This window comes from Mesorhizobium sp. M0276, assembly GCF_040321755.1.
Classification (GTDB): Bacteria; Pseudomonadota; Alphaproteobacteria; order Rhizobiales; family Rhizobiaceae; genus Mesorhizobium.
Genome location: NZ_JAMYSC010000107.1, coordinates 1 through 11,463, shown reverse-complemented (window position 1 = coordinate 11,463; position 11,463 = coordinate 1). Strand labels below are relative to the sequence as shown.

Below are 11,463 nucleotides of genomic sequence, written 5' to 3'. Positions count from 1 at the left end.
ATGGCCATGACGACGACAGCCTCACCGACGTGACCGCCACCGACACCGCGATCGTGACGGTGAAAGATGTCGCGCCGTCGATCGCTATCGAAAAGACGGCCGATCCGATCTCGATCAACGAGGGTGTGGCCACGCAGGTCACTTACACCTATGCGGTGACGAACACGAGCCCGGCCGGTGCGGCCGACCCGCTGACGCTGACGTCGCTGGTCGACGACAACGCCACGCCGGGAAGTCCGGGCGACGACATCGACCTGCTCAACGGCTTCGTGGCCAACAGCTATCACGGCACCCATTATGTGTCAGGCGACACCGACAACGACTATCTTGTCGACGGCAACGAGACCTGGACATTCAACGCGACGGTCAGCATCGGCGCGCACAATGCCGGCAGCATCGTCAATACGGTCGTGGTGCATGGCCATGACGACGACAGCCTCACCGACGTGACCGCCACCGACACCGCGATCGTGACGGTGAAAGATGTCGCGCCGTCGATCGCCATAGATAAGACCGTCGATGCCAATCATGATGGCATCTTCAATTCTTCCGAGACCGTTCAGTCAGGGGCGCAGAACGCCACTTATCATTACGCAATCACCAACACGAGCCCGGCCGGTGCTCTCGATCCGTTGACGCTGACCTCGCTCGTCGATGACAACGGCACGGCGAATACCGGCGACGACATCGATCTGCTCAATGGCTTCGTGGCCAACAGCTCGCACGGCACCCACTATGTATCCGGCGATACTAATGGCGACTATCTAGTCGACACCGGCGAGACCTGGCTCTTCACCGCGACCAGCGCCTTCAACCTGCTTCCAAATGCGGATTTTAGGACCAACACCGTCGAAGTCGCCGCTCATGACGATGACAGTCTGAACGAGGTCACAGCCCAGGATACCGCAACCGTATCGTCGTTCGCCGGCCCCGGGGTGCGCACGCCAGGGTTTTGGAGCAATCTCGGCAAGTCGTTCTGGGACGGGATTGACGGCGTCGGCAAAACCGGTCCGAACTTTGCCGACCACGAACTTCGGTATCAGGTCGATTCCAACAATGATGGAAACAAGAATGGCTCCGACAAGTCAGGCCTTCTGATCGGTGATTACGACAAGAACGGACTGACTGGTGCCGGGGAAGACACTTTCTTCATCTCCTATGCCGACGCCCTCAAGGTGATCGATGCATCCTCCAAGGATTTGCAAGATACGCGCTTTGTTCTTGCCCGCGACGCGGTGGCCACCTGGCTCAACTTCCTTGCCGGGAATCCTATCGGCGACGCTTCTAACGATCCCAACAGCCCTCAAAAATATCTCGACCAGGCGATCGACTGGCTGCAGGTGACGAATGGCGGGAACTCTTCCTCTCACTTCGAGGATTGGGGCAGCGGAAGCGCGGTGAAGGCGAGCAGCGCGGCCTGGAACGTCGGGCTGGATGCTGAATCCATCACCAACGGATCCGAACTTGCTGGGAACCTCATCCACCAGGAACTCGATTTCTACAACAACACCGGCATGACGTTCGAAGGGGCGATATTGCACATCTACGCCAATGATGGCGGCTGACGCCAGGAAGCGCTCGGCATGACACTGCTGATCAGATTTCTCAGGCTCATCCTCGGCACCGGCGTGTTTGTGCTCGTATTTGGCGGGGTGGAGCTGACACAGCCGGAAACCAGCACACGCTGGGCGGTTCTTGGGGGAACGCTCGGCGTGCTGCTTTTGCTCCATGTATGGAGCTCTCCTCGGCGCGGGACCGCTGACGATCCGCACCCGGCTCGAATGTCCGACGGCAAGCCACAGTCGGGGAGGGCAAAGCGGCAAGGCGCGCGACCCTCCGAGCTCGCGGCCGCATTGGCCGCGTGCCGTTCAGCCTTCGCGTCGGTCGCCCTGTTTAGCGGCGTGCTCAATGTGCTGATGCTCGCCGGCTCGCTCTACATGCTCGAGGTCTACGATCGCGTGCTGCCGAGCCGCAGCGTGCCGACGCTCATCGGCCTCAGCGTGCTCGTCGCCATCCTTTATGCCGGCCAGGGCGTGCTCGATTTCATCCGCGGCCGCATCCTGGTGCGCATAGGCGGGGCTCTCGACGAAGCGCTCGGCGCCCGTGTCTATTCCAGCGTCCTCAAGCTGCCGCTCAAGGTCGGGCGCAACGGCGACAGCATGCAGCCGGTGCGCGACCTCGACAGCGTGCGCGCCTTCCTGTCGGGCACCGGCCCGACCGCGCTGTTCGACCTGCCGTGGCTGCCGCTCTATCTGGCCATCATCTTCATGTTCCATGTGCTTCTCGGGCTGACCGCCCTGGTCGGGGCGATCGTGCTGGTGCTGTTGACCGTCTATGCCGAGCGGCTGACGCGCAAGCCGGTCACCTCCGGCACCCAGGCCGGCATCGTCCGCAACGGCCTGACCACGACCGGCAACCGCAACGCCGAAGTCATCGCGGCTCTTGGCATGGGCGGCAGGATGGCCAAGCGATGGGAAGAGGCCAACCGCGACTATCTCGCCGAGCAGCGCAGCGTCAGCGATATCGCCGGCGGCTTCGGCGCCGTATCCAAGGTGCTGCGCATGCTGCTGCAATCGGCCATGCTCGGCGTCGGCGCCTGGCTGGTGATCGAGCAGCAGGCGACCGCAGGCATCATCATCACCGCGTCGATTCTCAGTGGCCGAGCGCTGGCCCCCGTCGATCTGGTTATAGCCAACTGGAAGGGTTTCCTGACAGCCCGGCAAGGCTGGCAGCGGCTGACCAAGGTTCTCACCGTGGTACCCGCCGACGCCGAGCCGATGGCGATGCCGGCGCCGAGCCGCCACATTTTCATGCAGGGTGTCAGCATCGCGGCCCCCGGCACCCAGCGGCTCCTGGTGCAGGACGCCAGCTTTGCGCTTGAAGCGGGACATGCCGTCGGCATCATCGGCCAGAGCGGTTCGGGCAAGTCGACGCTGGTCAGGGCGCTCGTCGGTGCCTGGCTGCCCGCCGCCGGCAGGGTCCGGCTCGACGGCGCCGATCTCGACCAGTGGTCGCCGGAGGATCGCGGCCGCTTTGTCGGTTATCTGCCGCAGGACGTCGAGCTGTTTGCCGGCACGGTCGCCGAAAACATCGCCCGTTTCGAGCCCGACGCCGATCCCGCATTGGTCATTGCCGCCGCCAAGACGGCCGGCGCGCATGATCTCATCGTCGGCTTCCGCGACGGCTACGAGACACAGATCGGCGAACTCGGCGAGGCCGTTTCGGCCGGCCAGCGCCAGCGCATCGCGCTGGCCCGCGCGCTCTATCGCGATCCGTTCCTGGTGGTGCTCGACGACCCAATTCCAACCTCGACGCCGAAGGCGAACAGGCGCTGTTCCAGGCGATCGTTTCGGTGCGTCAACGCGGCGGCATCGTCGCGCTCGTGGCGCATCGGCCAAGCGCGCTCGGGACGGTGGATTTCATCCTTGCCATGAATCAGGGCCGCGTCCAGGCGTTCGGCCTCAAGCACGAGGTTTTGGCCAAGCTGTTTCCACGGCCGCAACCCGCGGTGGCCGCCATGCCGAGGCTCAGGCTCGCCACTGAAGAGCCGGCGCCGCCGCTTGGCGCGGCGGCGGCAGGCGAGTGAGGGGAGGAACGATGCTCAGCCCCTCCCAGCACTCCATTCGGCGCTACATGCGTTTTGGCCTCATCGCGGTCGCGCTGCTGGTCGGCGGCGTCGGCGGTTGGGCTTCGCTGACGCGGATTTCGGGAGCGGTCATCGCGTCGGGGGTCCTCGTCGTCGATTCCCACGTCAAGGACGTGCAGCATTCGACAGGCGGCATCGTTGGCGAGATCGCCGCGCATGACGGCGACCGCGTCAAGCGCGGCGCGCTGCTTGTGCGCCTCGATCCCACCATGCCGGCGGCCAATCTCGCCGTTGTCACCAAGGCGCTTGATCAGTTGTCGGCGCGCGAGGCGCGCCTCGAAGCCGAACGCAAGGGCGCCGACACTATCGCCTTTCCGCAGGATCTTCTCAATCGCGGCAATGATCCGGTAATCGCCGAGATCATTGCCGGCGAGGAACAGGTCTTCGAGACGCGGCGGGCGGCCCGTTCCGGCCAGAAGAGCCAGCTGCAGGAGCGGGTCCTCCAATTGCAGAAGGAGATTGGTGGGGACACCGCCCAGGCGGATGCCAAATCGCAAGAAATCGCGCTCGTCGAGGAGGAACTGGCCAGCATACGCGCGCTGTGGAAAAAGCGGCTGATTTCGATCGATCGCCTGACCGCCATGGAGCGCGAGTCGGCACGGCTCGACGGCGAGCGCGGCCAATTGACGGCCGCCCTGGCGCAAGCCCAGGGCAAGATCGCCGAGATCAATCTGCAGATCATCCAGATCGATCTCGAGCTCAGCACCGACGTCAACAAGGATTTGCGCGAGATTGACGGCAAGGTCGGCGAACTGACGGAGCGCAAGATCGCCGCCGAGGACCAGCTCAGGCGCATCGACATCCGCGCGCCGCAGGACGGCGTCGTGCAGCAGTCCATCGCCCATACGATCGGCGGCGTCATTACCCCTGGGCAGACGATCATGCAGATCGTGCCCGACAGCGACAGCTTGACTGTCGAAGCCAAGATAGCGCCGAGCGACATCGACCAGCTCTGGGTCGGCCAGCCGGCGGCGCTGCGCTTCTCGGCCTTCAACCAGCGCACCACGCCGCAAATCAACGGCACGGTCGAACGGACCTCGCCGGATACGACCACCGACCAGCGCAGCGGCATCAGCTACTACACCGTTCGCATCGCGACCACGAGCTCCGAAGTCGCGCGGCTCGGCGAGGTCAAGCTCGTCCCCGGCATGCCGGTCGAATCCTTCATCAAGACTGCGGACCGGACCGTGATCTCCTACCTCGTCAAGCCGCTGCAGGACCAGATCAGCCGCGCCTTCAGGGAATGAGCGGACGCTCGGCAACGCCAACCCTTTGATCTTACCCCTACAGATCCGCTTCGGCGAAGATGCGCGAGGCCCAGTCGAGGAAGACGCGAAGGCGTGGCGAGAGTTGCCTGTTCTTCTGTGGGTAAAGCGCCGACAGCGGCGTCGGCGAAGGCGGGTAGTCGGCCAGCACCTCGACGAGCATTCCGTCGGCGAGATCCTTCTCGAAGCGATAGCGCGGCGCCTGGATGAGGCCGAACCCAAGCCGCGCCAGATCGGCGGCGGTGTCGGAATTATTGGCGGCGACGCGGCCCGGCATCCGAACCTCAAGGGTCTTGCCGCCGACGGTGAATTCGAACGGAAGGGTCTCTCCGGTGCGCGACGAGATGAAGCCCACCGCCTGGTGACCGTCGAGCGCGTCGGGGGAGGCGGGTGTGCCGTGGCGTTCGAGATAGGCGGGGCTGGCGCAGGTGATCTCGCGTATGACAGCCAGGCGCCGCATGATCATGCCGCTGTCTGGCGGCTCGCCGACGCGGATCACGCAATCCACCCCCTCGCGCACGAGATCGACCAGCCGGTCGCTCTGGCCGATCTGCAGGTCGATCCTGACATAGCGGGCAAGGAACTCCGGCAGGCGCGGCAACAGGAATGTGCGGGTGAGCAGTGTGCTGGCGTCGATGCGCAGCAGCCCGAAGGGCTCGGCATTGCGGAAGGCGGCCTCGGCATCCTCGATCTCGGCCAGGATCGACAGGCAGCGCCGATAGTAGGCCTCGCCATCCTGCGTGGCGTTCACCTGCCGCGTCGTTCGCTCCAGCAGGCGTGCGCCGAGATGCTCTTCCAGCCGCCTGATCGCTTCCGTCGCGGTTGAACGCGGCAGGCCGAGATCGGCCGCGGCAGCGGTGAAGCTGCGCCGCTCCAGAACGCGAATGAAGAGCCGCATCGTGTCCAGCCGATCCATGGCTTTTGTTCGCAGTTTCCGAATAGTGATGTCAATAGGCGGGTGATTATCCGGAAGTTGGCGTGGCCTATGTCTGTGTCACCAACAACGCGGAGACACTTCCATGGCATCTGATCAACCCAGAACGGCGATCGTGACGGGCGGCTCCAAGGGCATCGGTGCCGCGATCGCACAGCGGCTCGCCCGCGACGGCATCGCCGTCGTCATCAACTATTCACGGGGCCGCGCGGAGGCTGAAGAGCTTGTCCGCACCATCAAGGCTGGCGACGGCAAGGCGATTGCCGTACAGGCCGATATCGCCGATCCGAACGGCATCGCGGCGCTGTTCGACGCCGGCGAGAAGGCGTTCGGCGGCATCGACATCCTCGTCAACAATGCCGGCATCATGAAGACGTCGCCGATCGCGCAGACCGACGATGCTTCGTTCGACACGCAGATCGCGATCAATCTCGGCGGCGTGTTTCGCGGCATGCGGGAAGGCGCGCGCCGGCTTCGCGACGGCGGCCGCATCGTCAATTTCTCAAGCAGCGTCGTCGGCCTCTACCAGCCGGGCTACGGCGTCTACGCCGCCACCAAGGCGGGCGTCGAGGCAATGACCCACATCCTGGCCAAGGAACTTGGCGCGCGTCGTGTCACGGTCAACGCGGTGGCGCCCGGACCGATCGAAACCGCCCTGTTCACGGACGGCAAGAGCAAGGCGCAGATAGAGGCCATCGGCAAGATGATCCCGCTCGGCCGGCTTGGCCAACCCGACGACATTGCCGGGCTGGTCTCGTTCCTGGCCGGGCCGGACAGCGGCTGGGTCAACGGGCAAATCATCCGCGCCAATGGCGGCGTGGTCTGAGGCGGCAATCAGCCGGCTTGGCTCTATCCACAGCTTGAATCCACCCTCGAAAGACCAAGGAAAACGATCATGCCATTCGCCAACTTCAAGATGCCGCAAGCGGCCCTTTCCAAGGCGCAGAAGGAAGACCTCATCCATCGAACCACCCAGATGTTCGTCGACTTTTTCGGCGAGGGCGTTCGCCCCTACACGATGGTGCTGGTGGAGGAGGTCGCCGACGGCGGCTATGGCCGGGCCGACGAAGTGTTCACCGTGCCGGACACATATCGCGCCAAGGAGTAGCGCGGGGGCAAACGACGGCTTCAATTCTCGCAAAACAGGGACGAGGAACCCAGGTTCTTCAAGATCTGCGCCAGCACCCCCACCCGGACCTTCGGCTCCGACCTCCCCACAAGGGACCCACAAGGGGAGGTGGGGAGCCCAGCTTTTCCGCATCGTCGTAAGGCGCTGACCCACTGGCGTATACGCGCTTCCTCACCCTCCCCCTTGTGGGGAGGGTCGCTGCGAAGCAGCGGGGTGGGGTCGGCGCGGCGCTGCTTGGGTCTCGCAGGCGCAAGCCTTCTGCCTCAATCGCTCTTGGTCATCCCAATCCAGTCGGTCGCCACTTCGGCGAACAGCCAGTCGCGGAAGGCCCTGATCTTCTTCTGGCGCAGCGCACCGTCAGGGTAGACGACATAATAGCGTGAGGCGGATTTCAGCGCCAGGTCGAAAGGCCGGACCAGCCGCCCGGCCGCCAGATCGGCCGAGACCAGGGCGCTTCGGCCGAGCAGGACGCCTTCGCCCTGCACCGCGGCCTCGACGGCGAAGGTTGCGGAATCGAAGCGCACGCCACGTTTGGGGTCGATCCCCTCGATGCCGGCATGTTTCAGCCATGCAGCCCAGTCGATGCGAAAGGCGTCATGGATCAATTTATGGTGCATGAGATCCGCCGGCAGGCACAGCGGATGTTCGCCTTGCAGCAGTTCGGGACTGCAGACCGGGAAGACCTCTTCATCAGCGAGGAATTCTTCGGTCACTCCGGTATAGCCGCCCTTGCCATAGCGGATGGCGATGTCGATGCCGTCGCTGACGAAATCGGCAAGCACGCCCGAGGTCGAGAGCCGCACGTCGATGTCGGCATTGGCGCGGTGGAAGCGGTGCAGCCTCGGCACCAGCCAACGACCGGCAAAACCGTCCGATGTGCTGACATTCAGGATGCCCGCGGTACGGTCGGGCGTGGCGGCGATGGTGGCGGCGGCGATCTGGTCCAGCGCCTTCCTGACTTCCGACGCGTAGGCCGCACCGACAGGGGTCAGGCGCACGGACCTCGTCCCGCGATCGAAAAGCTGGATACCCAGCCTGTCCTCGATGTTGCGGATAGCGCGGCTGACCGCGCCATGGGTGACGTTGAGCTCACCCGCCGCCTTCGAGAAACTCAGATGCCTCGCGGCGGCCTCGAAGGCTGGCAAAGCGGTAAGGGGCGGCAGTCTGCGCGGCATGATCCACCTGTGAGCATTTCTCACAAATCCTGCACAAAGAGTCGTTTGTCGTCCAGCCCGGAAATGTCCAATCTATCGACGTAGCAGCGCATCCAGATCGGATTTTCCATCTCGCCGCTGCGCTGAACGACCAGAAACAATGTGAGCGCTCGTCATGCTCGTCCCCAGCGGACGGCGTCGGCATCCTTGCGCCCAGGCAAACACAGGAGACGACAATGAACCCGACCTTCAACTCCATCGGCGCCGCGATGAGCGGCCTCGCTCTCAGAACCTCGGTCGCAATCGAGCGCCGCCGCATGCTGCGCCGCGTTGCGCGCCACTCGGACCATCGCCTGCGTGACATCGGTTTCGAGCGCGACTGGGACGGTTCCATCCTGCGCAATGGGAGGGCGATATGACCAGCACCCTGATCATCGGCGCGACCGGGCTTCTTGGCGGCGAGATGGCGAAGGCCAGTGCGCGCAATGGCGATCGCCTGCACGTTCTGGTTCGTCCGGCAACAGCCGGCAATGAAGAGCGGATGCGCCCGTTCAAGGCATTGGGTGCCACGGTCCATGTCGGCGATCTTGACGACCACGGCAGCCTTGTCCGTGCCGCCGGCAAGGTGGATCGCGTCATCTCCTCGGTGCATGTCAGTTCGGCCAGCGAGATGACGCTGGTGCGCGCGCTCCGGGAAGCCGGCGTCTCCCGCTATGTGCCTTCCGCCGGCTTCGGCCTCGACTTTGCCGCCGTCGCCCCGGGTTCGATCCCGCCACTCGACCTCAAGCGGGACGTCTTCTCGGCGATCAAGGAGGCCGATCTGCCCTATACGGTGATCTACACCAACGGCTTCTTTTCGACCTGGGTGGCAACGCTGGGCGACTTGATGCGCTTCGGCTCGTCGCCTTTGCCTCCCGAAGAGCTGACGCTTTACGGCAACGGCAATGTGCCGGCGACATTCGTCAGCGAGAAGGACATCGCCGCCGTCACCTTGCGCGCGTTGAACGACCCCGGTGCCATCCGCAGCGAAATCCGGATCGCCCAGAACAAGATCACCCAGAACGAAATGATCGATCTGTGGCGCCGGGTGAGCGGCCGCTCGCCGCGCATCGTGCCCCAGAGCGCCGACGAAGTGGAGGCGATGATCGCGGTAGCTCCTGGCCTCGGCTTGCTGCGGGCGTTCTGGATACGCGGCGAGACAGCGCTTGAAACGGCCACGCCGGAAGCCGGGGCGCTCTATCCGGAGCTGACTTTCGAGACGATCGAGAGCGCGTATGTGGCGATGGCGGCCGCAAAGGGCCAACAGCGGCAGGGCTGAGGAGGTTCGGCGCCGACGCGCCGGGAAGTGGCCTACTTGCCGGCCATGTGATCGGCAAGCTCCTGTGCCTGGGCGAGAAGTGCGGGGAAGAACGGCTCGCTCGGCAGGTGCTCGCCCATGCAGGCGCGATAGTCGGCGTCCCCTTTTTCCCAGGCGACATTGGCGGCATCATACGCCGTCTCGTCCTTGAGGTCCGAGGCCTGGTAAGCCTCCTGGAATTTCTGGGCGGCGGCGTCCGCCGAGGTCCACACGGCCTCGCAGGCCGCGATCTTCGGTATAGGCGCTGCCGCGGGCGCCGAGGCGATCATGACGCTGTTGCCCTTGACGATAGTGACAATGGCCTGCTGGTCGGGGTTCGGTCCTATGTCCTGCGCCCAGCCGCCGAGCCGTGCAAAGGCGATGTCGGCGCCTTCTGGCTTCTTCAGGGACAAGTCGAGCGTCCCCGTGAACGCAGCGTCGCTGTTGATCGCCTGGGTGTAGAAAGCATCGAGCTTCAGCGCCGCATCGATGCTGGCGGGCAATCTGAAGCTTTCGTCCAGTTCGGCCGCCCTGGACTGGAGCCAGCGCTCGAGCAGCCCCCGCGTCGTTGCCACGAGGCTCGGGCCGTCATCGCTTTTGGCATATCGCAAACCGTCGAGCATGCCGAATCCGATATCGGCATCGCTCAGGCTTCCGAGATTGATCGTGCCGTTTGCCGGGAAATCGGCAACCGCCAAGGGGCCGAGGATGGCTGACAGACGCCCTTCGAGATCGGCCAACGCCTTCGTTCCGGCGGCATCGAGCGTTTCCACGGGTTCGTTCGCGCTTGCCATCGCCGCGATGGCGGAAATCGCCTTGTCGCGCGCAGCGATATAGTCGTCCTCCGGCGAGGCCGCGAGAACCGTGCCGGTCGCGAGCGCAAAGATGATGGTCCAGACCAGCCGCATAACATACCCCCTATGGCGATCGACAAGTCGGGAGCCATCGAGCAGCTTTGCGGCAATTGCGCGGCAGCGACCGTCGAAGCCAAACATCCTGGTCCATCGGGGATGCAATCGGCCCATTAACCATCGATTAACTATCCGGTCGCCTTTGAATCAAATTTGGCGGATACTGTTTTTGGGCGGAACGAGGCTGCTCGAGGGACCTGGAAAGACTGCAACTATCAGCGTGGCGTGCCGCTTTCGGCCGCGCGGGGTACTCAAAAAAGAAGCGACGGACCACCGTCGCCTTGTGGGGAGGCGTCAGCATCATTTTTGATGAGGAGCGCCAGAATGAAGATCGAAGACGCAGTGATGGCGGTGACAGCCGAGGCCAACGCGCTGCTATCTTGCCTCGGCCAGCCCGTCGTCGCCTACCACGTCACGGCAATCATGCGAGAGGCAGACCTGGAACACGCCAGGCAGATGCAGCTTGTCTTGATGCGGCGAAGCATCGAGGCGCTTGTCGATGACGGCCTCGAGACTATGGCCGCCGAACATTTTGTTTCACAGTTCCATGGTCGCGTTGGTTTGACCTGGAGGCTGCTCCACGCTTCAGATGGCGTGGCGCATTGAAGGGATGGCTGACGACCGATCAGGATGGTGGCACCTCCCTTGTCGGCCGAATATGCTGGAACAAGAGACTGCCGTGCCCGAGCCGTCAAGATTCTGGTGCTCGACCGATCCAGAGCCACCCGTGCCCCTGCAGCGCCGGAGTTGTTTGGCTCATGGCAGTCCTCCTCCCGAGGCGCCGCATCTCCCCATGCGGCGCTGTTGCCTGTGAGCTTGCCCGAAATTGTGGCGGTGGTCGATGCGGCGAAAGTTGGGATGGGTAGGTTGGCGCTTGAACACCCCCCTCTGCCCTGCCGGGCATCTCCCCCGCAAGGAGGGAGATCGGATGTCGCGAAGGCTTTTGCCGATCGCCAAGGTTGTAAGGGAGAGCCGGCGCCCAATCCGCCAATCTCCCTCCTTGCGCAGGGCTGTCCGGGGAAAGTTTTGAGTGAATCGAAATGCCGCATGTGCATGCCCCGTAAAACGGGGTTTGTCCGTCTTCTCTC

The 11,463-nt window shown here is 64.0% G+C and carries 10 protein-coding genes and 1 pseudogene; 8 read left to right on the top strand and 3 right to left on the bottom strand.

Annotated features, from left to right (window positions below; all coding sequences use genetic code 11):
* From NKJ01_RS35290 to NKJ01_RS35280, 3 genes and pseudogenes are all read left to right on the top strand, one after another.
* Positions 1–1,565: hypothetical protein (locus tag NKJ01_RS35290; protein ID WP_352735139.1), on the top strand; the 1,565-nt coding region annotated here is incomplete at its 5' end.
* A gap of 216 nt (positions 1,566–1,781) precedes the next feature.
* Positions 1,782–3,586: pseudogene (locus NKJ01_RS35285) on the top strand (type I secretion system permease/ATPase).
* A gap of 11 nt (positions 3,587–3,597) precedes the next feature.
* Entirely contained in the window at positions 3,598–4,893 is a 1,296-nt protein-coding gene (locus NKJ01_RS35280) for an HlyD family type I secretion periplasmic adaptor subunit (protein ID WP_050589545.1), read from the top strand.
* Positions 4,894–4,930: 37 nt separating this feature from the next.
* Here the strand turns inward: NKJ01_RS35280 and NKJ01_RS35275 are convergent, their stop codons facing one another.
* Complete coding sequence (locus NKJ01_RS35275; RefSeq protein WP_352735136.1) at positions 4,931–5,827, bottom strand: LysR family transcriptional regulator; 897 nt, start codon at positions 5,825–5,827, stop codon at positions 4,931–4,933.
* Positions 5,828–5,930: 103 nt separating this feature from the next.
* Between NKJ01_RS35275 and NKJ01_RS35270 the strand changes: the two genes are divergently transcribed.
* Positions 5,931–6,671 carry an SDR family oxidoreductase gene (locus tag NKJ01_RS35270; RefSeq protein WP_023760112.1) on the top strand — a complete coding sequence of 247 codons (741 nt, stop codon included), beginning with the start codon at positions 5,931–5,933 and terminating at the stop codon, positions 6,669–6,671.
* 69 nt (positions 6,672–6,740) lie between these two features.
* A complete protein-coding gene (locus NKJ01_RS35265) occupies positions 6,741–6,953 on the top strand; it encodes a tautomerase family protein (RefSeq protein ID WP_352735134.1) in 213 nt (70 codons plus the stop codon).
* 284 nt (positions 6,954–7,237) lie between these two features.
* On the opposite strand, the gene gcvA is transcribed toward NKJ01_RS35265, so the two are convergent.
* Entirely contained in the window at positions 7,238–8,149 is a 912-nt protein-coding gene (gene gcvA, locus NKJ01_RS35260; RefSeq protein ID WP_352735132.1) for a transcriptional regulator GcvA, read from the bottom strand.
* A gap of 215 nt (positions 8,150–8,364) precedes the next feature.
* Between gcvA and NKJ01_RS35255 the strand changes: the two genes are divergently transcribed.
* Entirely contained in the window at positions 8,365–8,547 is a 183-nt protein-coding gene (locus tag NKJ01_RS35255; protein WP_352735130.1) for a DUF1127 domain-containing protein, read from the top strand.
* The gene (locus tag NKJ01_RS35250; RefSeq protein ID WP_352735128.1) at positions 8,544–9,446 is read left to right on the top strand and encodes an NmrA family NAD(P)-binding protein; all 903 of its coding nucleotides are present in this window, start codon (positions 8,544–8,546) and stop codon (positions 9,444–9,446) included. The genes NKJ01_RS35255 and NKJ01_RS35250 overlap by 4 nt, the downstream gene beginning before the upstream one ends.
* Before the next feature lie 32 nt (positions 9,447–9,478).
* On the opposite strand, the gene NKJ01_RS35245 is transcribed toward NKJ01_RS35250, so the two are convergent.
* Positions 9,479–10,372 (bottom strand): hypothetical protein, encoded by an 894-nt coding sequence (locus NKJ01_RS35245; protein WP_352735126.1) that lies wholly within the window; start codon positions 10,370–10,372, stop codon positions 9,479–9,481.
* Between the two features lie 327 nt (positions 10,373–10,699).
* Between NKJ01_RS35245 and NKJ01_RS35240 the strand changes: the two genes are divergently transcribed.
* Positions 10,700–10,981, top strand: a complete 282-nt coding sequence (locus NKJ01_RS35240; RefSeq protein WP_352602158.1) for a hypothetical protein — start codon at positions 10,700–10,702, stop codon at positions 10,979–10,981.
* The last annotated feature ends 482 nt before the right edge of the window (positions 10,982–11,463 follow it).